Origin of the sequence: Corynebacterium sp. KPL2680 (assembly GCF_040225675.1) — a bacterium.
In the GTDB taxonomy this organism is placed as follows: domain Bacteria; phylum Actinomycetota; class Actinomycetes; order Mycobacteriales; family Mycobacteriaceae; genus Corynebacterium; species Corynebacterium rhinophilum.
Genome location: NZ_JBEHFM010000025.1, coordinates 1 through 24,779, shown reverse-complemented (window position 1 = coordinate 24,779; position 24,779 = coordinate 1). Strand labels below are relative to the sequence as shown.

At 58.6% G+C, this 24,779-nt stretch carries 27 protein-coding genes; 25 read left to right on the top strand and 2 right to left on the bottom strand.

The window, feature by feature from the left end; translation table 11 throughout:
• Positions 1–1,039, bottom strand: a 1,039-nt coding sequence (locus ABRP66_RS10265; protein ID WP_349838647.1) for an AMP-binding protein, incomplete at its 3' end; no start/stop codon positions are given.
• A gap of 375 nt (positions 1,040–1,414) precedes the next feature.
• Here ABRP66_RS10265 and rho point away from each other — a divergent pair.
• The 25 genes from rho (at position 1,415) to ABRP66_RS10140 (ending at position 23,730) form a co-directional block, all read left to right on the top strand.
• Positions 1,415–3,283 carry a transcription termination factor Rho gene (rho, locus tag ABRP66_RS10260; RefSeq protein WP_284784704.1) on the top strand — a complete coding sequence of 623 codons (1,869 nt, stop codon included), beginning with the start codon at positions 1,415–1,417 and terminating at the stop codon, positions 3,281–3,283.
• The gene (prfA, locus tag ABRP66_RS10255; protein ID WP_284769840.1) at positions 3,276–4,352 is read left to right on the top strand and encodes a peptide chain release factor 1; all 1,077 of its coding nucleotides are present in this window, start codon (positions 3,276–3,278) and stop codon (positions 4,350–4,352) included. Before rho ends, prfA begins: the two co-directional genes overlap by 8 nt.
• Before the next feature lie 9 nt (positions 4,353–4,361).
• Positions 4,362–5,195, top strand: coding sequence for a peptide chain release factor N(5)-glutamine methyltransferase (gene prmC, locus ABRP66_RS10250; RefSeq protein ID WP_284784706.1), 834 nt, complete (start codon positions 4,362–4,364; stop codon positions 5,193–5,195).
• A gap of 32 nt (positions 5,196–5,227) precedes the next feature.
• Complete coding sequence (locus ABRP66_RS10245; protein WP_284784708.1) at positions 5,228–5,896, top strand: L-threonylcarbamoyladenylate synthase; 669 nt, start codon at positions 5,228–5,230, stop codon at positions 5,894–5,896.
• 14 nt (positions 5,897–5,910) lie between these two features.
• Complete coding sequence (locus ABRP66_RS10240; protein WP_284769838.1) at positions 5,911–7,086, top strand: MraY family glycosyltransferase; 1,176 nt, start codon at positions 5,911–5,913, stop codon at positions 7,084–7,086.
• A gap of 10 nt (positions 7,087–7,096) precedes the next feature.
• Positions 7,097–7,528, top strand: coding sequence for a Cg1360 family ATP-synthase-associated protein (locus tag ABRP66_RS10235; RefSeq protein ID WP_284784710.1), 432 nt, complete (start codon positions 7,097–7,099; stop codon positions 7,526–7,528).
• A 440-nt stretch (positions 7,529–7,968) separates the two neighbouring features.
• A complete protein-coding gene (gene atpB / locus ABRP66_RS10230; protein ID WP_023026356.1) occupies positions 7,969–8,769 on the top strand; it encodes a F0F1 ATP synthase subunit A in 801 nt (266 codons plus the stop codon).
• Positions 8,770–8,874: 105 nt separating this feature from the next.
• Entirely contained in the window at positions 8,875–9,114 is a 240-nt protein-coding gene (locus tag ABRP66_RS10225) for an ATP synthase F0 subunit C (RefSeq protein WP_005280196.1), read from the top strand.
• A 43-nt stretch (positions 9,115–9,157) separates the two neighbouring features.
• Positions 9,158–9,727: a F0F1 ATP synthase subunit B gene (locus ABRP66_RS10220; RefSeq protein ID WP_023026357.1), complete on the top strand. Its 570-nt coding sequence runs from the start codon at positions 9,158–9,160 to the stop codon at positions 9,725–9,727.
• A 6-nt stretch (positions 9,728–9,733) separates the two neighbouring features.
• A complete protein-coding gene (locus tag ABRP66_RS10215; protein ID WP_284784711.1) occupies positions 9,734–10,549 on the top strand; it encodes a F0F1 ATP synthase subunit delta in 816 nt (271 codons plus the stop codon).
• A gap of 60 nt (positions 10,550–10,609) precedes the next feature.
• On the top strand, positions 10,610–12,250 hold the full coding sequence (gene atpA, locus ABRP66_RS10210; protein WP_349838648.1) for a F0F1 ATP synthase subunit alpha: 1,641 nt from the start codon (positions 10,610–10,612) through the stop codon (positions 12,248–12,250).
• Positions 12,251–12,300: 50 nt separating this feature from the next.
• Positions 12,301–13,290 (top strand): F0F1 ATP synthase subunit gamma, encoded by a 990-nt coding sequence (locus ABRP66_RS10205; protein WP_284782567.1) that lies wholly within the window; start codon positions 12,301–12,303, stop codon positions 13,288–13,290.
• 3 nt (positions 13,291–13,293) lie between these two features.
• Complete coding sequence (gene atpD / locus ABRP66_RS10200; RefSeq protein ID WP_005280201.1) at positions 13,294–14,739, top strand: F0F1 ATP synthase subunit beta; 1,446 nt, start codon at positions 13,294–13,296, stop codon at positions 14,737–14,739.
• A gap of 10 nt (positions 14,740–14,749) precedes the next feature.
• The gene (locus ABRP66_RS10195) at positions 14,750–15,124 is read left to right on the top strand and encodes a F0F1 ATP synthase subunit epsilon (protein ID WP_023026361.1); all 375 of its coding nucleotides are present in this window, start codon (positions 14,750–14,752) and stop codon (positions 15,122–15,124) included.
• A 183-nt stretch (positions 15,125–15,307) separates the two neighbouring features.
• Positions 15,308–15,787 carry a DUF2550 domain-containing protein gene (locus ABRP66_RS10190; RefSeq protein WP_349838646.1) on the top strand — a complete coding sequence of 160 codons (480 nt, stop codon included), beginning with the start codon at positions 15,308–15,310 and terminating at the stop codon, positions 15,785–15,787.
• A gap of 21 nt (positions 15,788–15,808) precedes the next feature.
• Positions 15,809–16,501 (top strand): endonuclease NucS, encoded by a 693-nt coding sequence (nucS, locus tag ABRP66_RS10185; RefSeq protein WP_284632021.1) that lies wholly within the window; start codon positions 15,809–15,811, stop codon positions 16,499–16,501.
• Entirely contained in the window at positions 16,501–16,785 is a 285-nt protein-coding gene (locus ABRP66_RS10180) for an Rv1322 family protein (protein WP_284784716.1), read from the top strand. The genes nucS and ABRP66_RS10180 overlap by 1 nt, the downstream gene beginning before the upstream one ends.
• Positions 16,786–16,795: 10 nt before the next feature.
• Complete coding sequence (locus ABRP66_RS10175; protein WP_284784719.1) at positions 16,796–17,104, top strand: thiamine-binding protein; 309 nt, start codon at positions 16,796–16,798, stop codon at positions 17,102–17,104.
• Positions 17,104–18,030 (top strand): tetratricopeptide repeat protein, encoded by a 927-nt coding sequence (locus ABRP66_RS10170; protein ID WP_284784722.1) that lies wholly within the window; start codon positions 17,104–17,106, stop codon positions 18,028–18,030. Before ABRP66_RS10175 ends, ABRP66_RS10170 begins: the two co-directional genes overlap by 1 nt.
• Positions 18,031–18,080: 50 nt before the next feature.
• The gene (locus ABRP66_RS10165) at positions 18,081–18,899 is read left to right on the top strand and encodes an ABC transporter ATP-binding protein (protein WP_284782570.1); all 819 of its coding nucleotides are present in this window, start codon (positions 18,081–18,083) and stop codon (positions 18,897–18,899) included.
• Positions 18,899–19,726: an NUDIX hydrolase gene (locus tag ABRP66_RS10160; RefSeq protein ID WP_284796332.1), complete on the top strand. Its 828-nt coding sequence runs from the start codon at positions 18,899–18,901 to the stop codon at positions 19,724–19,726. The genes ABRP66_RS10165 and ABRP66_RS10160 overlap by 1 nt, the downstream gene beginning before the upstream one ends.
• Complete coding sequence (locus ABRP66_RS10155) at positions 19,723–20,856, top strand: THUMP-like domain-containing protein (RefSeq protein ID WP_284796333.1); 1,134 nt, start codon at positions 19,723–19,725, stop codon at positions 20,854–20,856. Before ABRP66_RS10160 ends, ABRP66_RS10155 begins: the two co-directional genes overlap by 4 nt.
• A 26-nt stretch (positions 20,857–20,882) precedes the next feature.
• Entirely contained in the window at positions 20,883–21,665 is a 783-nt protein-coding gene (locus ABRP66_RS10150) for an electron transfer flavoprotein subunit beta/FixA family protein (RefSeq protein ID WP_284852146.1), read from the top strand.
• Between the two features lie 8 nt (positions 21,666–21,673).
• Positions 21,674–22,615 carry an electron transfer flavoprotein subunit alpha/FixB family protein gene (locus ABRP66_RS10145; protein WP_284864502.1) on the top strand — a complete coding sequence of 314 codons (942 nt, stop codon included), beginning with the start codon at positions 21,674–21,676 and terminating at the stop codon, positions 22,613–22,615.
• Positions 22,615–23,730 (top strand): cysteine desulfurase family protein, encoded by a 1,116-nt coding sequence (locus ABRP66_RS10140; RefSeq protein ID WP_284864503.1) that lies wholly within the window; start codon positions 22,615–22,617, stop codon positions 23,728–23,730. The genes ABRP66_RS10145 and ABRP66_RS10140 overlap by 1 nt, the downstream gene beginning before the upstream one ends.
• Here ABRP66_RS10140 and ABRP66_RS10135 read toward each other — a convergent pair.
• A complete protein-coding gene (locus ABRP66_RS10135) occupies positions 23,727–24,479 on the bottom strand; it encodes an HNH endonuclease signature motif containing protein (protein ID WP_349838645.1) in 753 nt (250 codons plus the stop codon). The two genes, ABRP66_RS10140 and ABRP66_RS10135, sit on opposite strands and share 4 nt — an antisense overlap.
• Positions 24,480–24,779: the final 300 nt, after the last annotated feature.

Here is a 24,779-nt window from a genome sequence, read left to right as displayed (position 1 = left end):
TGCCGACCGTCGAAGTTTCCACCATGCCCCAGACGTGCACGACGTCGACGCCGTAATGCTCCTCCCACATCTTGATAAGCTGCGGCGGCACAGGGGAGCCGCCGGCGAAAATTTCCGTCAGCGTCATGCGCTCTGGCGGATTGTGCATGTAGTGCACGAAGAGCTGGATCCAGATGGTGGGCACGCCGTGGGCCACGCGCGGCGACGTGGCTGCAATGACCTTGGCGAGGGTGGGGGCGGAGACATCGGCATCGGGAAGCACGAGCGGGGTGCCCGTCATGAAACACGTAAAGGGAACGCCCCAGCTCAGCACGTGGTAGATGGGAATGCAGCACAGGAAGGTCTCGCCGTGGGTAATGCACAGCGAATCCGAGGAACGCAGCTGCATGGCCTCGAGGTAAAGCGAGCGATGGGAATATAAAACACCCTTCGGTGCGCCGGTGGTGCCGGTGGAATAACACAATGCGGCGGCGGTGCGCTCATCGAGCTCGGGCCAATCGTAGATGGTAGAGCGGCCATCCAGCAGCGCCTCGTAGGAATAAAACTCGATGCCGCGCGGGAAATGGTGGGCAAAGCGCTGCGGCGATTGGGAACCGGTAAAAATCACCGAATGCACAGATGGCGCGCCGTTTAAAACCGTGCCCAACTGCGGGGCGAGCCGGGGATCGCACACGATGACGGAGACCTCGGCGTGGCTGATGATGTGGCGAATCTGGTCATTCATCAGCTGCTTATTCAGCGGAGTGAAAACCGCACCCTTGCAGGCAGAGCCAAACATGACCTCGAGGTGCTCAGCGCAATTCCACATGAAGCTACCCACGCGCTGATCACCGGTGATGCCAAGGTCATCGTGTAAAACATGGGCAAAGGCTGCTGCGCGTGCAGCGATATCGCGGAAGGTAACCTTTTCTGCGGGGCCAAACTCGGACCCGGTTCCCTCGCCGTGCCAAGTGGTAACAGTGGTATTGCCGTGCACTGACGCGCCGTATTCCAAAATACGGGTTAAAGACAGGGGAATATCCATCATCGTGGAAAGCATGCTTCCACTGTAGCGGTGTCCAAGTACTCACCGCGAAGCGAATGCGCTATAATTGCTTTCGACTGATAGGAAAGCGGGAAAACCTTCCCAATCCTATGCAATCGGGCCCAGTGACAGGTTCCATCGTTATACATTGCCCACAGTCGTTTCTTGAATTCTTCCGCCCCCGCGTACTGGCTACAAGGGGGATTTCCCTTAAGGTAACCGGAAGAGGCCTCATGCTTATTGCCCCGGCAAGGCGCGCTAGCGCCTTGGCACGAGGGCGAAAAGATAAGAAAAATACACATCGGCTTCCAGTGCACCCGCCCAAGCTTCCCTGAAGTGGGGGAGGGCGGATCCCAACTATGGACCTGGTCAAGCAACGAAAGGATATCCGTGAGCGATACGGACAACACCGCGGCACAGGATCTCGCATCCCTGAAGCTGCCGGAATTGCGCAAAATGGCCGCCGAGCGCGGCCTTCGCGGCGTTTCTGCCCTGCGCAAAGGGGATCTCATTACCGCCATTAAGACCGGTCAGGTTCCCGCAAAGGCGAAGGCAAAAATAGAGCAGGCAGAAAAGGCCGAGAAGGCCGAGAAACCCGCGAAGGATGCGGCGCCTGCCAAGCAGAAAGATAAGCCGTCCAAGAAGGATGACCGCGGCGAGAGCGATAACGGCAAGTCCGGCGAACAGCAGGACAACCGCGGCAAAGACCGCAAGGACAACGGCGACGACCAGCGCTATGAGTCGCGGTCGCAGGCCCGCCGCGCGCGCCGCAATCGCGCCCGCCGTCAAGAGCGCCAAGAGCAGGGGGACAATAACCGGGGCGAGAATAACCGGGGTGATGCGCAGGAGCAGAACCAGAATCGCCACCAGGACCGCCGCGAGGACTCCCAGGACGGCTCCGATAACCAGGGAGACAAGCAGGGCGAGAAGAACGGCGATAATAATCACCGCAATAATCGCAATGACGATAATAATTTTGACCGCGGTAACCGCCGTGGCCGTCGCAACCGCCGGAACCGCCGGGGTGGCCGGGGCAATAATGATAACCACGGCGGCGGCAATGACCTGCAGGTACGCGAGGGCGATGAGCTGCAGGCTGTCGGCGGCATCTTAGATGTCGTAGACAATAACGTCTCGTTCCTGCGCACCACTGGGTACCGCGCGGGCGATGCGGATGTCTTTGTTAATAAGAACATCGTGCGCCGTTTGGGTCTGCGCTCTGGTGACGCCATTACCGGTCAGGTCAAGGTGGCTGGGCCTACCCACACGCACGGCAATGGCCGCAACCGCCGCAAGTACAACCAGTTGGTGCAGGTCGATACCGTCAATGGGATCGATCCCGAAGAGGCAAAGCAGCGCCCGCACTTTAATAAGCTCACGCCGCTGTATCCCAATCAGCGCCTGCGCTTGGAAACGGACCCGAAGATCCTGACCACCCGCGTCATCGACCTGATTATGCCGATTGGTAAGGGTCAACGCGCGCTCATCGTCTCGCCGCCGAAGGCCGGTAAGACCACGATCTTGCAAAACATCGCGAATGCGATTGCTACCAATAACCCCGAGTGCTACCTCATGGTGGTGCTGGTGGATGAGCGCCCTGAAGAGGTCACGGACATGCAGCGCTCCGTGAAGGGTGAGGTCATTTCTTCTACCTTTGATCGTCCGCCATCAGAGCACACCTCCGTCTCCGAGCTGGCCATCGAGCGCGCAAAGCGCCTGGTGGAGCAGGGCAAGGATGTCGTGGTGCTGCTGGATTCCATCACCCGCTTGGGCCGCGCGTACAACAACTCCTCCCCGGCATCGGGCCGCATCCTGTCTGGTGGTGTGGATTCCAATGCGCTCTACCCACCAAAGCGCTTCTTGGGCGCTGCCCGCAATATTGAAGAGGGCGGTTCGCTCACCATTATCGCCACCGCGATGGTGGAGACCGGTTCTACCGGCGATACCGTCATCTTCGAAGAATTCAAGGGGACGGGTAACGCAGAGCTGAAGCTGGACCGCGGGATCTCGGAGCGCCGCGTATTCCCGGCTGTGGACGTCAACCCCTCCGGTACCCGCAAGGACGAGCTCCTGCTAGTGCCTGAAGAGGCGCGCATCATGACCAAACTGCGCCGCATCCTGTCGGCTCTGGATTCCCACCAGGCAATTGACCTGTTGATCAAGCAGCTTAAGAAGACCCGCTCGAATGGCGAGTTCCTCATGCAGGTAGCTTCTTCTGCACCGATGGCAGCGGATAAGGACGAGGAAGACTATGTCTAATCAAGTTTCCATGGTTGATGACATTGTGTCGGAATACCAGGGCATTGAAATGCAGATGGGCGACCCAGAAATCGCCGGCGATCAGCAGGCTTTTCGCAAGCTGTCCAAGCGGTACGCGGAGTTACGCCCCATCATCATGGTCAACGATGAGCTGACCCAGGCGCGCGAGGATCTCGCGGACGCCAAAGAGATGGCTTATGAAGACCACGACTTCCAGGAAGAAGCGGACCGCCTAGCCGAGTCTGTGGAAGAGCTGGAAGAAAAGCTGGCTGACCTGCTCGCCCCGCGCGATGAGCAGGACTCGGAAGACATCATCATGGAGATCAAGGCCGGTGCCGGCGGCGAAGAGGCCGCGCTCTTTGCCGGCGACTTAGCCCGCATGTACGAGCGTTTTGCCGATAAGATCGACTTTAAGTGGGAGGTCTTGGGCCTTAACGAATCCGACTTGGGTGGCGTGAAGGACATGACTATCTCCTTCCGCGCTAAGTCTCCGACGCGCGATGGCGCATGGTCCGTCTTCAAATTCGAAGGCGGCGTGCACCGCGTGCAGCGCGTGCCGGTCACGGAATCGCAGGGGCGCATCCAGACTTCTGCCGCCGGCGTGCTGGTGTACCCAGAGCCCGAAGAGGTCGAATCGGTCAATATCGATGACAAGGATATCCGCGTCGACGTGTACCGCTCCTCCGGTAAGGGCGGTCAGGGCGTGAACACCACCGACTCGGCGGTGCGCATTACCCACCTGCCCACGGGGTTGATTGTTACCTGCCAAAAGGAACGCTCGCAGATCCAGAACAAGGCCCGTGCCCTGCAGGTGCTGCAGGCTCGCCTGGACCAGATGGAACGCGATGCTCGCGAGGCCGAGGCTGGCGAGCAGCGCGCCTCCCAGGTGCGCACCATGGATCGCTCCGAGCGCGTGCGCACCTATAACTGGCCGGAAAACCGCATTACGGATCACCGCATTGGCTACAAGGCCAATAACCTGGATTCCGTATTGAACGGCGATATGCAGGATCTCATCAAGGCTCTGCAGGACCAGGAGCGCGCCGAGCGCCTTGAGGCCGAGGGATAATAGCGGTCGATGGATTCGTACGGTGAGGCGCTGCGCCAAGGGGTGCAGCGCCTTCGCGTTGCTGGAGCAGGAAGCCCCGAATGGGATGCGCGCATCCTCATCTCACACCTCATTCACTGCGGGCATTTGGATATTCCGCTGCATGAGCCACCCATGCCCGGCTTTGACGTGGCCTTTGAGGCGCTTTTGCGTAGACGAGAACAGCGCGAGCCGCTGCAATACGTGCTGGGAACGGCGTGGTTTGGGCCCCTAGACCTAAAGGTGGGGCCAGGCGTGTTCATTCCGCGCCCGGAAACGGAGGTGATGGCGGATTGGGCGGTCCACCACGCACCCGGCCCGCGCATGGTGGATTTGTGCTCGGGTTCGGGCGCGCTGGCGCTCTACCTGCAGCATTACGTACCGCAGGCGGAGGTGAGGGCGGTCGAGCTTTCCGATGCCGCCCTCGAGTTCACCCGTGCCAATACCAACGGCACCGGGGTAGAGGTGGTGCAGGCGGACGCGACCGACAGCCAGATTCTGGCGGACTGGAATGGCACGGTCGATCTCGTAGTGAGCAACCCGCCTTATGTACCGGAAGATCCGAACTTGCAACCGGAGGTGTATCACGATCCGCACGTGGCTGTCTTCGGTGGCGATGACGGCATGGGAGTAATCCGCGGGTTGATCCCCACCATCGCCAGGTTTTTGCGGCCTGGTGGGGTCATGGCGATTGAACACGACGATACGACTGGCGATGTCGTGCGCGATGCGGTGCGTGACCACGGTGGCTTTTCCCATATCGCGCCGCTTAGGGACTTAACAGGCACGCCGCGCTTTATTACCGCGCAGCGCGCGGTAAACTAAGGCATCACCGTCGGGCAAGAAGGGGATTATTGATGCAAGGAAAAATTTATAATTGCGCCGATGACGCCGAGCGTGAGGAAGGCGTGAGCATCGCCACCAAGGCCGCCAAGTCTGGGCGGCTTGTGGTCATGCCCACCGATACGCTTTACGGTTTGGGCTGCGATGCCTTCGATAATGACGCGGTAGCCAATCTGCTTGCCACCAAGCAGCGTGGGCCGGATATGCCGGTTCCCGTGCTCGTCGGCTCCTGGAACACCGTTCGCGGCCTCGTCGCCTCGTACCCCGATTCCACCCGCGACCTCGTCGAAGCCTTTTGGCCAGGCGGACTATCCATCGTCGTGCCTCAGGCCCCGTCCCTGCCGTGGAATTTAGGTGATACCCGCGGTACCGTCATGCTGCGGATGCCCCTTCACCCGATTGCCATCGAGCTGTTGCGCGAGGTGGGGCCGATGGCGGTTTCTTCTGCCAATATTTCTGGCCACCAACCGCCGACGACCGCGCAAATGGCCAAGGCTCAATTGGGCAAGGCCGTCACTGTGTATTTGGACGGGGGAGAAACGGACATCGGCAAGCCCTCGACCATCATCGATCTCTCCGGTGACCATCCATTCCTACTGCGCGAGGGTGCATTATCCGCGGAGGAGATTGGTGAGGTGCTCGGCGTCTCCGCTGACTCGTTGCGCACCCGGCCCCAAGGATAGAAGGAGCATTTCGCGTGAGCGGCACTGGCGTACCGCTGCGCGAGTTGGCCTTGGTCATCCTCGTAGCAGCGACATTTACCTACCTGACCACCGGAGTGGTGCGGTCCTTTTTGGTCCGCACGGGCCGGGTGGCAGAAATTCGCCTGCGCGATTCCCACTCGCAGCCGACGCCCCGCATGGGCGGGCTCGCCATGTTTACCGGCTTTGGGGCAGCGATATTCCTCGCAGCCCAGCTCCCAGCCTTGACTCGCGGGTTTATGCCCGTGACCCCAGAGATGAGTGCGGTGTTGTGGGCGGCGCTGGCCATTGTGCTTTTGGGGATTGCCGATGACTACCTGGAACTCGGGGCCCTCATTAAACTTTTTGGGCAGCTCTTTGCCGCCGCCCTGATGAGTGGTCTGGGCCTAACCTGGACGCTGCTTTTCATTCCCTTCGGCGGCGGCACCACGGTAGTACTCGACCAGATTCAAAGCACCCTCCTTACCGCTTTTTTCACGGTCCTGCTCATCAACGCCATCAACTTCGTTGACGGCCTCGATGGCTTAGCTGCTGGCCTTGGGCTCATCGCGGGCGGCGCCATCTTGGTCTTCTCGCTGACCGTCCTGCATGACCAGGGTGGGGCGGTATCGGCGTATCCACCCGCAATTATTAGCGCCGCTTTGGTGGGGATGTGTGCAGGCTTTTTACCCCATAACTTTGAGCCCTCCCGAATTTTTATGGGCGATTCCGGCTCCATGCTTATCGGCCTCTTGCTCGCTGCGGCCTCCACCTCCGCCTCCGGCAAGATCAACATGTCCCTCTACGGCACCGTGGACATCGTGGCGCTTATGTCACCCATCCTCGTGGTGATCGCTGCGGTGTTTATTCCAGTCTTAGACCTTGTCTGGGCGGTAATTCGCCGCCTATCCCAGGGGCGCTCGCCGTTTTCTGCGGATAAAGCACACATCCACCACCGCCTTTTGTCTCTGGGGCATACGCACCGACGCACCGTGCTCGTGTTGTACCTCTGGGTGTCCGCGGTGGCCTTTGGTGCGGTGTCGTTTTCCATCGTGCCAGCGCCAGTTGCAATCGGCCTGTCCATCATGGCGTTGTTGATTGCCTTTGGCGCGACGCTGATTCCACTGCGGCAGGGTAAGATTGGGCTCAGGTCGTCGGATGATTGCGTATTGCGTGACTCGCCGAGTGCGTGAGGTAGGGTGAATGTCCGTGAGTGACACAACGGAAAATCCTAATTTCGATGACCCGCGCCTGCCGCTGCAGCGCGCCGTAAAGAAGGGGGCTACGGCCCTCGGCATCTTTACCATCATTTCTCTCGCCGTCTGGGGCGGGGCACAAGGTGTCGCCGGGCTTTGGGGCGTTCTCGTCGGCGCTGCCCTCGGCGGCGGCTTTGTCCTATTTACCGCGTTGTCGGTGCTCTTTACCGCCCACTCGACGCCCTCCACCACCATCGCGGTGGTATTGGGCGGTTGGCTTATCAAGTTGATCGTCCTCATCGGAGTTCTAGCCATTATCCGGGACATGGATTTCTATGACACGTGGGCGCTATTTCTCACCGTCGTCGTAGCACTCATCGTTACCTTAGGCTCTGAGGTCTGGGCCGTGGTCACCTCCAGGATCACCTACGTGTCCTGAGTAGGGCAAAAAGAGTTGAGCCGTCGCGCATCGGGCTTGCGCGGCGGCCTTTTTATGCCTGCATGCTGGTATTAATGGAAATTGGCCACCCCCGAGGAGGTGTGTTGACCTGAGGGTGTGATCAAATGCACGTTTGTGAATTGGGCAGGAATAGCGCGGTTTTGTATGGCAAAAGGCGGAAATGGCGCTATCGGGTGTGGCTTATGGGGCCCCCACGTGCGAAAACTGTTGATCCAGCTGATACGATTTGCAACGGGTTACCGCGGGGTTAAGTGTTGCGCTTGAATCCTGCACGGTAAATCCCTGTCTTGTTCACGCTGATGTGCGACGGAGTCCGTGTTCAAGGCAGAGAGTTTGAGACGTCCATCGCACCACAGAGGCCAGCTATTGGCTGTGTGGCCCGAACACGGGAGAGAACGCTGAGCGTTACAACATTGGCTATGAAAGGGCACTTCCATACGCCCGATCTAGGTGAAGAATTCTTCCCGGGGCAAATTGATGCCGACCATCTGTTTTTCGGCGACTTCGCCGATGGATGGTTCGCGCTTGATCGCCTGATGCTGATTCGCATTTTGATGACGCTAATTGTGGTGATCCTTTTCTGGGCTGCCTTTAAGAACCCTAAGTTGGTTCCTTCTGGCATTCAGAATGTAGGCGAGAATGCGGTCGACTTCGTCCGCGTACATATCGCCGAGGACATTTTGGGTAAGAAGGAGGGAAAGCGATTCCTGCCAATTATCGCTAGCATCTTCTTCGCGGTTCTGTTTATGAACGTCGCGACCGTTATCCCGGGACTTAACGTCTCGCCCAACGGTCGTATTGGTATGCCAATTGTGTTGGCAGCCGTTTCGTACATCGTCATGATTTACGCCGGCGCCAAGCGCTACGGCTTGGGCAAGTTCATTCGCTCCTCCGTAGTGATTCCGAACTTGCCACCGGCATTGCACCTTTTGGTGGTACCGATTGAGTTCTTCTCTACGTTCATTCTGCGACCGGTTACCCTTGCAATTCGTCTCATGGCGAACTTCCTTGCTGGACACATCATCCTGGTTCTTCTCTTCTCTGCTACGAACTTCTTCTTCTGGCAGCTAAATGGTTGGACCGTCCTGTCTGGACTGACCGTGGTCTTGGGCTTGGCTATGAGCCTGTTCGAGATTCTGGTTATCTTCTTGCAGGCGTACATCTTCGCCTTGTTGACGGCGGTGTACATTGAGTTGTCCTTGCACGCTGATTCGCACTAAGGACGAGGTCGACGAGCGCGACCGAGTAATCCACCTAATTACACAACACTGACATTCGGTCCGATACGGACTGAAGATTTTTTACGAAAGGGAACGACTTTCACCATGAACGAAATCATTCTGGCACAGGATGCTGCTACGACGTTCGAAGGCTTCGGCACCATCGGCTACGGCCTGGCTGCTATCGGCCCTGGTATCGGTATCGGCATCGTCGCCGGCAAGACCGTTGAGGCTATGGCTCGCCAGCCGGAGATGGCCGGCCAGCTGCGTACCACCATGTTCCTGGGTATCGCCTTCACCGAGGCCCTGGCCCTTATCGGCCTCGTTGCCGGCTTCCTGTTCTAAAAGTACGAGTTTTCCAAACCGAAACTTTTAAGACGGGAGACCTATGAATAACGTCGTTTATTTGCTTGCAGCAGAGGGCGAGGAGAACCCAGGTTCGGGTAGCTTCTCCGTTCTTCTGCCCAAGAACTATGACATTTTCTGGTCTTTGCTGTGCTTCATCGTAATTCTCTGGTTGTTCTGGAAGTTCGTACTTCCTCGTTACACCAAGTTGCTCGAAGAGCGTGAAGACCGGATTGAGGGCGGCATGAAGCGCGCTGAGGCTCAACAGGCCGAGGCTAAAGCTGCTCTAGAAAAGTACAATGCTCAGCTGGCTGATGCCCGCGCAGAGGCAGCCGAGATCCGCGAGCAGGCGCGCGAGCGCGGCAAGCAGATCGAGGCTGACGCGAAGAGCCAAGCGGAAGAGGAATCCCGCCGCATCGTCGCCAATGGCGAAAAGCAGTTGGAAGCTTCTCGTGCGCAGGTTGTTACTGAGCTGCGTTCCGAAATGGGACAGAACTCCATCAACTTGGCAGAAAAGATTCTGGGCGGCGAGCTTTCTGACGCCTCCAAGAAGTCCTCTACCATCGATGGCTTTTTGTCCGAGCTCGACTCTGTGGCACCGGCCGGAAAGTAGGCAACTATGAAGGCAGCTAGCCGCGAAGCACTCGCGAACTCACAGTCCCGTGTGGATGAAATCCTCGCTGGCGATAAGAACGTCGCTAGTGCAGTCCAAGCGGGCCTAGACATTTTTGAGGTCGTCGACGTTTTGGATGGTGACCGCGAATTGCGCGTGTCCTTCATTGACGTCGCCGCCCCGACTGAAGCGCGCAAGTCCTTGGCCGAGAATCTCTTTGGGTCCAAGGTTTCTGCCGGTGCCCTGAGCATCCTGCAGGAAGCTGCGGCGAACCAATGGTCTTCGCCGAAGGACTTCGTCAACGGGCTTGTATCCTTGGGACGCCGCGCATTGCTGCGCGCCGCCGAGGCGCAGGGCCAGTTGGGCCAGGTCGAAGACGAGCTTTTCCGCTTGGCACAGATTCTGGACCGCGAGGGCGAGCTTACCCAGCTGCTTTCCGATCGAACTGCTGAATCCGCACGCAAGCGCGGATTGCTGGCAAATGTGCTCTACGGCAAGGTGACGATGTTTACTGAAGCGCTCGCGCTGCAGGCCATCAGCCGCCCAGAGCAGAACCCCATTGATGACGTTGCCGGATTGGCCGATACTGCAGCAGCGCTGCAGGGTCGCACCATCGCGCGCGTAGTCGCTGCGGGTGAATTGAATGAAGGCCAGCAGGCAGTACTCGCTGAGAAGCTGGGCAAAATTTATGGTCGTGCGATGTCCATTCACTCTGAGGTTGACACCAGCCTCCTCGGTGGCATGCGCATCCGCGTCGGCGATGAAATCATTGACGGCTCGACGGCAGGCAAGATTGCCCGCTTCCGTGCCCAGATGGTGTAGCCGAAACGACAGAAACGATTTAAGTAAGTGCTGGAAGATACTACCGAGAGCAGGAAGAACATGGCGGAGCTGACGATCTCCTCCGACGAGATCCGTAGTGCGATTGCGAACTACACCTCGAGCTACTCCGCGGAGGCCTCCCGTGAGGAGGTCGGCGTGGTCATTTCGGCAGCTGACGGTATTGCGCAGGTTTCTGGCCTGCCATCCGTTATGGCGAATGAGCTGCTCGAGTTCCCCGGCGGCGTAATTGGCGTCGCACAGAACCTTGATACCAATTCCATTGGTGTCGTGGTCCTGGGTAACTACGAGTCCCTCAAGGAGGGCGACGAGGTTAAGAGGACCGGAGAGGTCCTTTCCATCCCCGTGGGCGAGGACTTCCTCGGCCGCGTTATTAACCCACTGGGCCAGCCCATCGACGGCTTGGGCCCAATCGAAAGCGAAGAGGAGCGCGTCCTCGAGTTGCAGGCACCTTCGGTGCTGCAGCGCCAGCCGGTTGAAGAGCCAATGCAGACCGGCATCAAGGCTATCGATGCGATGACCCCGATCGGCCGTGGTCAGCGTCAGCTGATCATTGGTGACCGTAAGACCGGTAAGACCGCGGTGACCATCGATACCATTTTGAACCAGAAGGCTAACTGGGAGTCCGGCGACAAGGACAAGCAGGTCCGTTGTATTTACGTCGCCATCGGCCAGAAGGGCTCGACCATCGCCAGCGTGCGCCGCACCCTTGAGGAGCACGGCGCGCTGGATTACACCACCATCGTGGCGGCCCCAGCTTCTGATTCCGCCGGCTACAAGTGGCTGGCACCATTCTCCGGTGCTGCGTTGGGTCAGCAGTGGATGTACCAGGGCAACCACGTCTTGGTCATCTACGATGACTTGACTAAGCAGGCTGAGGCATACCGTGCAATTTCGCTGTTGCTGCGCCGCCCGCCGGGACGCGAGGCCTACCCAGGTGACGTCTTCTACCTGCACTCCCGCTTGCTGGAGCGCGCTGCCAAGCTTTCCGATGACATGGGTGCCGGTTCTATGACCGCACTACCCATCATTGAGACGAAGGCTAATGACGTCAGTGCCTTCATTCCGACCAACGTCATTTCCATTACTGACGGTCAGGTCTTCTTGGAGTCCGACCTCTTCAACGAGGGTGTGCGCCCGGCTATTAACGTCGGTGTGTCCGTCTCCCGTGTTGGTGGTGCGGCACAGACCAAGGGTATGAAGAAGGTTGCCGGTAACCTCCGTCTTGACCTGGCTGCATACCGTGACCTGCAGGCATTCGCTGCTTTCGCATCCGACCTTGACTCTGCGTCCAAGGCGCAGCTGGAGCGCGGTTCCCGCTTGGTTGAGCTGCTGAAGCAGTCCGAGTCCTCGCCACAGCCGGTGGAATACCAGATGGTATCCATTTACCTCGCCGAGGCAGGCGTCTTCGACGTCGTTCCCGTCGAAGACGTTCGCCGCTTCGAGGCCGAGGTGCACGAGTACCTCAACGCCAATACTCCAGAGGTCTTTGAGCAGATCGCCGGCGGCAAGGCGCTTAGCGATGAGTCCAAGGAAGCACTCGAGGCTGCAGCCAAGGAGTTCGCTCCTACGTTCCGCACCTCCGAGGGCACCAACTTGGGCACCGAAGAGCCTGTAGATCCTTTGGACGAAAATGACGTGAAAAGCACCGAGCTCAACGTCTCCCGGAAGACGGCTAAGTAGAGTTCAGCTCTCGTAATTAACCGTCTATATGAAAGAAGGGAGGAGAAACGATGGCTAATCTTCGCGAATTACGCGACCGCATCCGGTCCGTGAACTCGACTAAGAAGATCACTAAAGCCCAGGAGCTCATTGCTACCTCGCGCATTACCAAAGCGCAGGCTCGGGTGGAAGCCTCTCAGCCGTACGCGATTGAGCTGACCAACGTCATGAACAGGTTGGCTGCAGCGTCGACGCTAGAGCACCCTATGCTGCGTGAGCGTGAAGACGGCAATGTCGCCGCGATTCTCGTAATCACCTCTGACCGAGGCATGTGCGGTGGCTACAACAACAACGTCTTCAAGAAGGCAGCCCAGCTCAAGGCCCTCCTCGAAAGCAAGGGCTACGAGGTAGTTCGCTACGTCGCCGGCAGCAAGGGCATCGGCCACTACAACTTCCGTGAGGAAGAGGTAGCGGGCAGCTGGGATGGTTTCTCTCAGGACCCAACCTGGGAGGGCACCCACGATGTGCGTCGCCACATGATCGATGGCTTCGTTGCTGGTTCTAAGGGCACTACCAAGGGCCGCGAGGGCCTGCACGCGGAAGGTGAAGGTGCAGGTGTTACCGGCTTTGACCAGGTGCATGTGGTCTACACCGAGTTTGAGTCCATGCTGACCCAAACCGCGCGTGCACAGCAGCTTTTGCCCGTTGAGCCGGTAGTGCAGGGCGAGGAGTACGAGATGGGTGACTCCGCACTGGAGGATCCGGAGCCAGTGGATAACATTTCCGCGGACTTCGAGTTCGAGCCGGACGCGGATACCCTGATGGACGCGCTGCTTCCGCAGTACGTCTCGCGTATCCTGTTTGCTATGTTCTTGGAGGCTTCGGCTTCCGAGTCCGCTGCACGCCGTACAGCTATGAAATCTGCTACTGACAACGCAACCGAGATGGTCAATGACCTGTCTCGTGTGGCCAACCAGGCCCGTCAGGCGCAGATTACCCAGGAAATTTCAGAGATCGTCGGTGGCGCTGGCGCGCTATCTGACAGCGCAGAAAGTGACTAGATTATGACTACAGCTCTGCAAGAGCAGAATGCACAGTCTTCGGCAGTCGCCGGTCGTGTCGTGCGCGTCATCGGTCCGGTGGTGGACGTGGAATTCCCACGCGAGGCACTTCCGGCCCTGTACAACGCACTCCACGTCGAGATTAAGCTCGAAGCTGTGGCAAAGACCGTCACCCTCGAGGTCGCTCAGCACCTCGGTGACAACCTCGTTCGTACCGTGTCCATGGCACCTACCGACGGCCTTGTCCGTGGCGCCGAGGTAGTCGACTCCGGAGAGCCTATCTCCGTTCCCGTCGGCGACGTCGTCAAGGGCCACGTCTTCAACGCCCTCGGTGACTGCCTCGATGAGCCGGGCCTCGGCCGCGATGGCGAGCAGTGGGGCATCCACCGCGAGCCACCAGCGTTCGACCAGCTCGAGGGCAAGACCGAGATCCTCGAAACCGGTATTAAGGTCATTGACCTGCTGACCCCTTACGTAAAGGGTGGCAAGATTGGCCTCTTCGGTGGTGCAGGTGTGGGTAAGACCGTCCTGATTCAGGAAATGATTACCCGTATTGCCCGCGAGTTCTCCGGTACGTCGGTTTTCGCTGGCGTCGGCGAGCGCACCCGTGAGGGCACCGACCTCTTCCTGGAAATGGAAGAGATGGGCGTTCTGCAAGATACTGCACTTGTCTTCGGCCAGATGGACGAGCCACCAGGAGTCCGTATGCGCGTGGCTCTGTCCGGCCTGACCATGGCGGAGTACTTCCGCGATGTGCAGAACCAGGACGTGCTGCTGTTCATTGACAACATCTTCCGTTTCACCCAGGCCGGCTCCGAGGTATCCACCCTGCTGGGTCGTATGCCTTCCGCCGTGGGTTACCAGCCAACCTTGGCTGATGAGATGGGTGTGTTGCAGGAGCGCATTACCTCCACCAAGGGTCGTTCCATTACCTCTCTGCAGGCCGTTTACGTGCCTGCCGATGACTACACTGACCCGGCCCCAGCTACGACCTTCGCCCACTTGGATGCGACGACCGAGCTGGACCGTGCCATTGCTTCCAAGGGTATTTACCCAGCAGTGAACCCGCTGACCTCTACCTCTCGTATTCTCGAGCCAGGCATTGTGGGCGAGAAGCACTACGAGGTAGCACAGCGCGTCATCGGTATTCTGCAGAAGAACAAGGAACTGCAGGACATCATCGCCATCCTTGGTATGGACGAGCTGTCTGAAGAAGACAAGGTGACCGTGCAGCGTGCCCGCCGTATTGAGCGCTTCTTGGGCCAGAACTTCTTCGTTGCGCAGAAGTTCACTGGCCTGGAGGGTTCTTACGTGCCGCTGCAGGACACCATCGATGCCTTCGAGCGCATCTGCAACGGTGAGTTTGACCACTACCCAGAGCAGGCCTTCAACGGCTTGGGTGGCTTGGACGACGTCGAAGCTGCATACAAGAAGTTGAACGAGAAGTAGGGAGAGGCACATGGCTGACATCACCGCCGAATTGGTTTCCGTCGAGCGCTCATTGTGGTCTGGTCAGGCCTCCATAGTGACGGCTGAGACCACCGAGGGTGAGATCGGCGTGCTTCCCGGTCACGAGCCTGTGATCGGTCAGTTGATCGACAATGGCGTAGTGACCATCCACCCAGTTGATGGCGCGCGGCGCGTTGCCGCCGTCCAGGGTGGCTTCCTCTCCGTTACCCAGGACAAGATTACCGTCCTCGCTGATTGGGCCATCTGGTCCGATGAGGTGGATGAGGCCAAGGCGGAAGAGGATTCCTCTTCGGCTCATGAGCTCACCAAGTCCCGCGGTGAGGCTGCTTTGCGTGCACTTCGCCGCGCAGCAAAGGCTGAATAAACCTTGGATTGGTAGGAGAGGGCAGCAATAGCCGCCCTTCCTGCTCTCAGAAAAGCGCACTGGAATTTATCCGGTGCGCTTTTTCACGTTTTCTTTGTCTTTGCCTATTGGCGCAGAAGCGGAATCAGGCGCTACAATCCAAATAAATGTTCTTTCACTAACCAAGGATGGCGTGTGGAGCCCATGAATTCGACGGTTATCTCGGTGGTCCTGTGGGCCTTAGCGTTGGTGGTATTGCTAGTACTTCTGCTGGCGGCCCTGCGATTTTTTACTCTGCGCTCGCGCGGAACCGCGGTGTTATTGCGCTCAATGCCGACGAAGGATAGCTTTTCCTGGCGCCATGGCGTGCTGCGCTATACCGGCGAAGTCGTGGAATATTTCAAGCTGCGTTCTGTATTTCCGCGCTATAACTTGTGGTTTAACCGCCTCGACATCACCATTTTGAACTCCCGTTCTTTGGATGATGACGAGGCTTCTTTCATGTCTGATGCCACCGAAGTGGTGCACTTTAGCACCGGGGATGCGGAATACGAGCTGGCTTCCGATTCCCGCGGGATTATGGCTTTCGAAGCTTGGGTCGAGGCGGCGCCGTCCAAGCGGCAACAGCGCTTTGATTACCAGCAGTTGCGAGAGCGAGCCACCCGGCAGTCCAAGCGCCAATAGCGACAGGCTAGGGTAGTAGCCATGCGCTTAGTAATCGCCCGTTGTTCAGTTGATTACGTGGGACGGCTCGACGCCCACCTGCCCTTGGCGGACCGCCTGCTCATTGTCAAGGCAGACGGCTCGGTATCGGTGCATGCCGATGACCGCGCGTACAAGCCCCTGAATTGGATGACGCCGCCGTGTACGGTGCAGGAATCCGTCATTGAGGACGTGGATGGCAATGACACGGGTGAGGTCTTGTGGCTAGTGGAAAACCCTAAGGGTGAACAATTGCGCATTACGATTGCGGAAATCCACGAGGACATCTCCTATGACATGGGCGAAGATCCAGGCCTAGTAAAAGACGGTGTGGAGGCGCACCTGCAGGAGCTATTGGCCGAAAAGATCGACACGCTGGGCTCCAATTTCACCCTCGTGCGCCGCGAGTATCCCACGGCCATTGGCCCAGTAGACATCATGGCTAAAGATGCCGATAACCGGAATGTCGCCGTGGAGGTCAAGCGCCGCGGTGGGATTGACGGGGTCGAGCAATTAACCCGCTATCTGGAACTGCTCAACCGCGATGAGTTAATCGCCCCGGTATCTGGTATCTTTGCGGCGCAAGAAATTAAGCCGCAGGCCCGAACGCTGGCTGAAGACCGCGGGATCCGGTGCGTGGTTCTGGACTATCAGGAGCTGCGCGGACTCGAGTCGAAAGAATTGCGGTTGTTTTAATGCCACGGCGAAATAGGCGAAAACCACAGGAATTCCGGCCACTGCCCAAGGATGGCTCCACCTTCTTTGGTTCGCAGACGGTCGAGGGGCCGAGCTGGACCCACGGGGAGCCTTATATGATGCGGCATATTGGCTCCGCGCGGGCGCAAAAATTCTATATTTGCCCGGGGTGTAATCAAAATATTCCGCCTGGGGTTGCCCACATCGTCGCCTGGCCGCGCGATACCGGCAGGCAGGGCGATGACCGCCGTCATTGGCACCGGCACTGTTGGGAGCGAAGGTAGACTTGCGGGCATGATTGTTGCATTTTCAGTAGCACCCGCAGTGGTGGATAATGATTCCGGCGAGATGGCCGATGCCGTGGCGGAGGCGGTCCGCGTGGTGCGGGAATCAGGTCTGCCTAATGAAACCAACGCCATGTTCACCCTTTTAGAAGGCGAGTGGGACGAGGTTTTCGGCACGATTAAAAAGGCCACCGAAGCGGTGCGTGCGGTATCGCCGCGTACCTCATTGGTTATTAAGGCTGATATCCGCGAAGGCGTGAAGAATCAACTGACAGATAAAGTAGACGCCGTGAATCGGCGTTTAGCTAAGGAGGATTAATGACTTCTGCGAATAATGCTTATGTAGGCGGTGCCCTCGATCTCAGCCAGGTCAAGGCGCGTGCGGAAGCTCGCCAGCAGGCACAAGAGCAGCCGGCGGCTGGGCAGGCTAGTGGAGTCCAGCCATTTTTTACCGTCACCGAGGCGAATTTTGAGACCGAGGTGGTGCGCCGCTCCACTGAGGTACCGGTCGTCGTCCTCATCGGCACCTCGCGCTCTACCCAGTCCGACCAGCTGAAGCAGGACCTGCAGGAACTAGCTACGGCTGGCAACCTTAGCTTCCTCGTAGGCTATGTGGATGCGGATGCTACTCCACAGGTGGCGCAGGCTTTCGGCGTGAAGAACCTACCTACCGTGGTTGCCATTGGCGCCGGTCAACCGCTGACCAATTTCGAGGGAGCCCAGCCAAAGGATGCTCTCAAGCAGTGGCTGGATAGCTTGGTAGAAAACGTCGGACCGCAGCTCAAGGGACTTGAGTCTGCACCGGCCGCAGCGGAAGAGGAAGAAGAGGACGACCCTCGCTTACAGGAGGCAGAATCCTTCCTGAACTCCGGCGATTTCGATGGTGCGATTAAGGTTTATGAATCCATCTTGGAAGCGGAACCGGATAATACGCAGATTAAGCAGGCCCGAGACACCACCAAGCTTCTCAAGCGGTTGGATCCAGCAAACCAAACCGAGGACCCGATTGCTGCTGCAGATGGGGATAAGGGGGACATCGATAAGCAGATGCGCGCCGCTGACGCAGAAGTGGTGGCAGGTGCCCCAGAAAAGGCCTTCGACCGCCTCATTGAGACCATGAAGGTCACCGCAGGCGATGAGAAGGCGCAGCTCAGGGAACGCCTGCTCGAGCTCTTCGGCCTTTTTGCCGGCAATGATCCGCGCGTTCTTGAGGCGCGCACGAAGCTGGCGAGCGCGCTGTATTAAAGTCAGCGGAGCTGTGTCAATTACTGCGGGCGGTGAAGAGATCAGTCACAATGGAAGGCGTGAACGACGTAACCCCAACTGATCAAGACTGGCTCATCGACTTCCGCGGCGTGGAGCTTCGCCGCGGTGGCAAGAACTTGGTAGGGCCCGTGGACTGGCAGGTCGAGCTCGATGAACGCTGGGTCATCATTGGGCCGAATGGTGCCGGAAAGACCTCCCTGGTACGCATGGCGGCCGCGGAGGAATTTCCTTCCAAAGGCACGGCCTTTTTGATGGGCGAGCAAATTGGCAGGACCGATATGCGTGACCTGCGCGCACTGATTGGTCTGTCCTCTGCCGCCGTGCAATCGCGCATTCCCGCGGATGAGCGGGTCTACGACCTCGTTATTTCCGCCGGTTATGCGGTTTTGGGTCGGTGGCGCGAAGAGTATCAAGACATGGACTTTTCCCGCGCCGATGACATCTTGGCCCAGGTCGGTGCCAGCCACTTGAAGGATCGCACGTGGACCACGCTTTCGGAAGGCGAGAAGAAGCGCGTCATCCTCGCCCGCGCTTTGATGTCCAATCCGGAGCTGCTGATCCTGGATGAGCCTTCTGCCGGCATGGACCTCGGCGGGCGCGAGGACCTCGTGGGGTACTTGGGCGATCTCGCGATGGATCCGGATGCCCCAGCCATCGTCATGATTACCCACCACGTGGAAGAAATCCCGTATGGCTTTACCCACGCGATGCTTCTGGATGAAGGCAAAGTGGTAGCAAAGGGTCTCATTAACTCCGTGCTGACCTCGGAGAACCTGTCCCAGGCCTTCCACCAACCCATCCAAGTGGATCGCATTGGGCAGCGATACTTTGCCCGCCGGACATCTTAATGACCAACGAGATTCATGACCAGCTCGATGCGATCGACGCCAGCGATACCACCGGGTTTAACGGTGGGCGCATGGCGGCGACTGTGCTCTTGCTTCGAGATGGCCCCGGAGGGCTCGAGGTCTGGGTGCAAGAACGCGTAAGCACCATGCGGAACTACCCGGGCCATGCCGTATTTCCTGGCGGTGGGGTAGACCCGCGCGATTTCCCGCCGCGTTCGTGGGATTCCGGTGAGTTGTGGGCCGGAAAGTCTGTCGTATCTATGGCGCGGCGGATGGGTGTGACCAAGTACAAGGCCCACGCCTTGGTCTTTGCCGCGGCCCGCGAGCTCTTTGAGGAATCCGGTACCTTGTTTGCGATCCGGGATGACGGCACGATTTCTAATGCGCGCCGCTATCACCGCGAACGTAGGCTCTTAGAAGACCACACCATTTCCTTTACCGAGTTTCTTAGCAATAACGGGATGCGCGTCGATGCCGATATGCTCCTTCCATGGGCCCGGTGGGTGGGGCAAAGCAAAAACCATTGGTTCGATACCTTTTTCTTCGTCGGTCTGCTACCGAGCGGGCAGGAGCCTGACGGGGACACGCATGAGGCCGATGACGCTGGCTGGTTTTCGCCGCAGCTTATCTTGGAGGGCTGGCGTGCCGGACTCGTCCGCCTCGTAGTTCCCACGTGGGCGCAAATGCAACGGTTATGCAAGTACTCCACCGTCCAAGAGGTGCTTGATGATGCCTCTTCGTCCGACCTTCGCCCCGTTATCGGCGACCTCCGCGACGATCCGCAATACGCGGAATATTTCGCGACCACCCCTACAGAGCGAATATGAGCTTTAACATTGATGAAGTCCGTTTCTTAAGCGAGCATAACGCCGAGCTTGCCAGCTGGGACTTGGAGCTGAGCAAGGCTGCGCAGCTGAAGGATCTGGAAAAGCTGAAAGCGGCCTACGGCGATTATGCGCGCTGCGCCATGGAGCTACTTACTGCCCGGCGGGGCGGAAAGCTGCCTGAGACCTGGCTTATGGATGCCGATTCCGCCCAGCAAGCCACCCCGCTGCCTGTCGCGCGCTATCGCTCAGAATTCCTGCAGCAGAAAGGGATGCGCACCGTCCACGATGTCACGTGTTCCATCGGCACCGAAGGCTACGGGTCGGGCCTTGACTACTTCGGCTCCGATATCGACGCCTCGCGCATTGCCATGGCCCGGCATAATTTGGATTCTGACTCGTTCTTTCAAGCAGATGCACTCACTACGACCACCACGGCGGATGTCATTATCGCCGATCCCGCCCGCAGGAAGGCAGGGCGGCGGATTTCCCGCCCGGAGGATTTGCTGCCACCGCTGCCGGACCTAATCGCTGCGCACAGGGACGCACACCTGGCCATCAAGTGCGCACCCGGTCTCGATTTCAGTGACTGGGACGGATTGGTCACCGTAAGCAGCATCAATGGAGCAGTTAAGGAGGCGTGCCTCTACACACCTGGCCTCGGCACGGGCAGGCACGCGGTGATGATTCAGGGCGAGTCAGTTGACGTCCTCACGGATGAAGAGCACAACCTGCCAGAGGCGGGCGAGATTGGCACGTATCTCATTGACCCCGATGGGGCAGTGGTGCGCGCGGGCCTCGTGCAGCATTATGCGGCGCGCGAAGGATTATGGCAGATCGATCCGCGGATTGCGTACCTAACAGGGGATCGCATCCCGCAGGGAATGTCGGGATTTCCATTCATAGAAAAGGTCCCCCTAAAGCGCCTAAAATCGGTACTAAAATCTTATGATGCAGGCAGCCTAGAAATCCTTGTGCGCGGCGTAGACGTGGACCCTGATCAGCTAAGAAAGCAGATGAAGTTGAAGGGATCGCGGCCATTCGCGGTCATCATTACGCGAATTGGCTCACAGGGTATCGCGTTGCTTTGCCAACCCCGAGTATTATCGTCCGAAGAGAATTACGCAACATAAATCTATCGGAAAGGTGAGTGCCCCCAATGCCAACGATTGTGGCTCTGGTCAAGCATGTACCGGATACGTGGTCCACCAAATCTCTGGAGGATGACCACACCCTGGATCGCACCTCCGTGGACAACATCATTGATGAGATTAATGAATACTCCGTGGAACAGGCGCTACGCCTGCGCGATGATAATCCGGATGAAAACTACCGTGTTGTCGCTTTAACGATGGGCCCCGCACAAGCAGACGAGGCCCTCCGCAAGGCGCTTGCGATGGGTGCAGATGACGCGGTCCTCGTATCTGACGACGCACTGGCCGGCGCCGATGCACTGTCTACCGCGTGGACCCTGAACGCAGCGATTAACACGCTAGAGGATGTCCAACTGATCACCTTGGGCAATGAGGCTTCCGATGCCTCGACCGGAACGCTGGCTGGATTGCTCGCTGAATACCGCCAACTGCCCGCCTTGACCGAGCTGCACCAGGTAGAACTTTCGGGCAGCGCGGTAAAAGGCAGCCGCGAAGACGCCCGCGGAACCTGGGAGCTCGAGGCCGCCCTTCCTGCGATTGTGTCCGTCACCGATAAGGCTGATAAACCGCGCTTCCCAAACTTCAAGGGGCTTATGGCCGCTAAGAAGGCAGAAATCACCACATTGAGCGTGGCCGACCTAGACATTGATGCCATTGCACCAACCACGACGGTCACTTCTTCTTCTAAGCGCCCACCGCGCACGGCCGGCGAGGTTATCTCGGAGCCACAGCCGCAGGATGCTGCGAAGAAGATTGCTGACTTCCTTGCCGCAAAGAACTTGATTTAGGAGTAGAAATGTCTCACGTTTACGTACTTGTTGAACACGATGCAGACAGCATTCTCCCCGTTACCGGTGAGCTCATTACCGCCGCACGCGAATTGGGGACGGTGTCTGCGGTGGTCGTCGGAAAGCAGGCAGATTCCTTCGATGCCGAGCTAGCCGCCCTCGGTGCCGCCCAGGTAGTGCAGGCAACGGCGGAGGATTATGACCAGCGCCTGGTGACCCCTGAGGTTGATGCTTTGCACGCCTTGGGCGCAGCCAATCCGGCGCCCATCGTTCTGGCCGCCAGCCCGACGAATAACGAGATTGCGGGCCGCTTGTCCGCCCGCTTGGCCTCCGGTGCGCTCGTCAATGTGGATTCCATTGCGGCGGATGGGTCTGCAACGATGACCATTTTCGGCGGCACCTACGAGACTACTTCGCAGGCCATTGGCAGCTGCCCGATTTATACCCTGCAGCCGGGTTCCGTTGCGGCGGAGCCCCAGCAGGTGGAAACTCAGGCGGCCCCAATGCCACTGCCTGCGGCAACCGAGAAGGATGTCAAGGTTAATTCCTTTACTCCGGCCGAGAAGTCCGCCCGTCCCGAGCTCACCGCAGCCAAGGTTGTGGTTTCTGGCGGCCGCGGCGTCGGCGATAAGTTCGGCGAGATCGTAGAGCCGCTTGCCGATGCCCTCGGTGGCGCCGTCGGTGCCACCCGCGACGCCGTCGATGAAGGCTTCTACGACGCTACCCACCAGGTGGGCCAGACAGGCGTGACCGTGTCGCCAGATCTCTACATTGGTTTGGGCATTTCCGGTGCCATTCAGCACACCTCGGGCATGCAGACCTCCGGCACCATCGTGGTGATTAACCAGGACCAAGATGAACCGTTCTTCCAAATCGCCGATCTCGGCGTCGTCGGAGACCTGCACGAAATCGCCCCAGCTTTGACCGAGGAATTGAAGGCGCGCCAGTAATGCCGCACTATTTCGACTACGCAGCAACCCAGCCGATGCGCCAATCCGCCATCGACGCATGGGTTGCCGCCTCCGGATCGCTCAACTCCAGCGCGCAGTACGCCTCTGGCCGTAGGGCCCGTTCCGTGCTTGACGATGCCCGCGAGAAAGTCGCCTCCCTCCTTGGGTGCGAACCCATCGAGGTCATTTTTACCTCCTCTGGCACCGAAGCGGATAATATCGCTATCCAGGGGCTTTATGCGGCGGGAAATACCAACCGCATCATCTCGACGGATATTGAGCACCCAGCGGTACGCGATACCGTGAGCAAGCTTGCCCAAGGCGGCGCAACCGTGGACCTGCTCCCTGTGGACCGCAGCGGGCATATCAGCGATGGGGGCGCCTTCGCGGAACCTGCCGATCTTGCCACCTGCATGTGGGCCAATAACGAAACCGGTGCGATTCAGCCCATCGAGCATCTCGCATCCCTCGCGCAACAATCCGGTATTCCCATGCACGTGGATGCGGTGCAGGTAGCGGGCAAGCTGCCCATCAATTTTGCGGAATTGGGCATCACAACGCTTGCCGCCAGCGCCCACAAGTTTGGCGGCCCGCGCGGTATTGGCGTGCTTTTGGCCAAGCGCACCCCTGCGCCGCAGCCGATTTCCTTCGGCGGCGGGCAAGAACGCGGACTTCGCCCTGGCACGGTAGACGTAGCTAGCGCCTCCGCGCTCGCCGCTGCGTTGGAGGAGTCGATCGCAGAAAGCGCTGCCGAGGGCGAGCGCATCGCTGCACTTCGGAGTAAGCTGCGGGATGGGATCCTCTCATCCATCGACAACGTTGTAGTGAATTCCACCGAGCCATGCTTGCCGTCGCACCTACACGTTTCTTTCCCCGGCACCGATGGCGATAGCCTCATCATGTTGCTGGACTCGCTGCAGATTGAGGCATCGACTGGCAGTGCCTGCAGCGCAGGCGTCAACCGCATGTCCCATGTGCTTTCTGCAATGGGTGTCAGCGAGGAAGAAGGAATTGGGTCCCTCCGGTTCACTCTGGGACGCCTTACTTCCGAAGACGATGTGGATTACGTGCTCGCGCATTTACCAGAGGTCGTCGCCCGAGCCCGCACGGTTTAAGTATCAGCCCTTTCTTTGGCAGCATTCCTCCGGGCGGCGATTGCCTGGGCAACGGTCAGTGCCCAGTTCCTATTCTTCGTCGCTAGCGGACCCTGCGGCTCATCGTATTCCCACCGTCCGTCTTGGAAGAGCCAGATGATATCCCCGCTGTGCGGATCCATGATGTAAAAGGCGCTTTTATCCGTCTTTACGTTGTGGTGGTGCTGGCATAGTGAGGCTAAATTTCCAGCCGTCGTCTTTCCTCCCTCTGAGAAATCGATCCGGTGGTCTTTTTGGCACCTGTAGGCCGGGCGGTTGCACCCAGGCCAGCGGCACACACCATCGCGACCCTCCACATAGGCACCGATGAGCGATGGAGTGGAGTAGGCCGGGCTTACCCTTGTTGCCGCCTGGTCCATGTCCCGGGTAGTGGTCGGTGTTAGACGGTCAGCGGTATCTGGGTGAACCCACCCGTAGCCATGGATAAATCCTGGAGCCGCTTTTACGTCGCTGGCGCGGTACATATAAAGGTGTACCTGAGATTTATCTTCGATGGTTCCGAGGATCAGCTGGGCCAGTGCATCGGCCTTACTGAGTCTGTGCCCTTCCGAAGTACGCTGAACAACCTCGTCAATGAGGATGAGTGTATCTTCATCGAACTCTACGTTTAACCCTGCTCGTCCGCCCGCGGTGGGGTAGATGAAATAGGAGTCATTTCGCCCGTCTTCTTCCTCGGATTCCTTATCACCTGTGGTGTCTGGGGATTCCATGGTGATAAGCCCATTGAGCTTTCGGCGAAGGGCAGCATTTGATGGAAAGTTTTGACCCGGCTTTGTGGGAGTCAGGTATTTTTCCAATTCGGCGTCTATGCGTTGAAGGACGCCGCTGTCTACCTCGCCAAGTTTGCTTAAGACCGCATCAATGGTGATAAGCGGTTGCGTCCAGTAGCGTGGTGTATCTGTAACTGACGGTGGGCCCCTTATGAATGAGGCTGGCGACCACCGTAGTACCTTTCGATTCCGTAACCACACTTCCTCGAAAGGGATAACCACGATGGCCGCTAGCCCATA

Excerpts from the sequence above, each read along its gene's own strand:
- prfA (WP_284769840.1), top strand. The coding sequence starts at position 3,276 with ATGTCTAATCAAGTTTCCATGGTTGATGACATTGTGTCGGAATACCAG.
- prmC (WP_284784706.1), top strand. The coding sequence starts at position 4,362 with ATGGATTCGTACGGTGAGGCGCTGCGCCAAGGGGTGCAGCGCCTTCGC.
- ABRP66_RS10245 (WP_284784708.1), top strand. The coding sequence starts at position 5,228 with ATGCAAGGAAAAATTTATAATTGCGCCGATGACGCCGAGCGTGAGGAA.
- ABRP66_RS10235 (WP_284784710.1), top strand. The coding sequence starts at position 7,097 with ATGTCCGTGAGTGACACAACGGAAAATCCTAATTTCGATGACCCGCGC.
- atpB (WP_023026356.1), top strand. The coding sequence starts at position 7,969 with ATGAAAGGGCACTTCCATACGCCCGATCTAGGTGAAGAATTCTTCCCG.
- ABRP66_RS10225 (WP_005280196.1), top strand. The coding sequence starts at position 8,875 with ATGAACGAAATCATTCTGGCACAGGATGCTGCTACGACGTTCGAAGGC.
- ABRP66_RS10220 (WP_023026357.1), top strand. The coding sequence starts at position 9,158 with ATGAATAACGTCGTTTATTTGCTTGCAGCAGAGGGCGAGGAGAACCCA.
- ABRP66_RS10215 (WP_284784711.1), top strand. The coding sequence starts at position 9,734 with ATGAAGGCAGCTAGCCGCGAAGCACTCGCGAACTCACAGTCCCGTGTG.
- atpA (WP_349838648.1), top strand. The coding sequence starts at position 10,610 with ATGGCGGAGCTGACGATCTCCTCCGACGAGATCCGTAGTGCGATTGCG.
- ABRP66_RS10205 (WP_284782567.1), top strand. The coding sequence starts at position 12,301 with ATGGCTAATCTTCGCGAATTACGCGACCGCATCCGGTCCGTGAACTCG.
- atpD (WP_005280201.1), top strand. The coding sequence starts at position 13,294 with ATGACTACAGCTCTGCAAGAGCAGAATGCACAGTCTTCGGCAGTCGCC.
- ABRP66_RS10195 (WP_023026361.1), top strand. The coding sequence starts at position 14,750 with ATGGCTGACATCACCGCCGAATTGGTTTCCGTCGAGCGCTCATTGTGG.
- ABRP66_RS10190 (WP_349838646.1), top strand. The coding sequence starts at position 15,308 with ATGAATTCGACGGTTATCTCGGTGGTCCTGTGGGCCTTAGCGTTGGTG.
- nucS (WP_284632021.1), top strand. The coding sequence starts at position 15,809 with ATGCGCTTAGTAATCGCCCGTTGTTCAGTTGATTACGTGGGACGGCTC.
- ABRP66_RS10180 (WP_284784716.1), top strand. The coding sequence starts at position 16,501 with ATGCCACGGCGAAATAGGCGAAAACCACAGGAATTCCGGCCACTGCCC.
- ABRP66_RS10175 (WP_284784719.1), top strand. The coding sequence starts at position 16,796 with ATGATTGTTGCATTTTCAGTAGCACCCGCAGTGGTGGATAATGATTCC.
- ABRP66_RS10170 (WP_284784722.1), top strand. The coding sequence starts at position 17,104 with ATGACTTCTGCGAATAATGCTTATGTAGGCGGTGCCCTCGATCTCAGC.
- ABRP66_RS10165 (WP_284782570.1), top strand. The coding sequence starts at position 18,081 with ATGGAAGGCGTGAACGACGTAACCCCAACTGATCAAGACTGGCTCATC.
- ABRP66_RS10160 (WP_284796332.1), top strand. The coding sequence starts at position 18,899 with ATGACCAACGAGATTCATGACCAGCTCGATGCGATCGACGCCAGCGAT.
- ABRP66_RS10155 (WP_284796333.1), top strand. The coding sequence starts at position 19,723 with ATGAGCTTTAACATTGATGAAGTCCGTTTCTTAAGCGAGCATAACGCC.
- ABRP66_RS10150 (WP_284852146.1), top strand. The coding sequence starts at position 20,883 with ATGCCAACGATTGTGGCTCTGGTCAAGCATGTACCGGATACGTGGTCC.
- ABRP66_RS10145 (WP_284864502.1), top strand. The coding sequence starts at position 21,674 with ATGTCTCACGTTTACGTACTTGTTGAACACGATGCAGACAGCATTCTC.
- ABRP66_RS10140 (WP_284864503.1), top strand. The coding sequence starts at position 22,615 with ATGCCGCACTATTTCGACTACGCAGCAACCCAGCCGATGCGCCAATCC.
- ABRP66_RS10135 (WP_349838645.1), bottom strand. The coding sequence starts at position 24,479 with ATGGAATCCCCAGACACCACAGGTGATAAGGAATCCGAGGAAGAAGAC.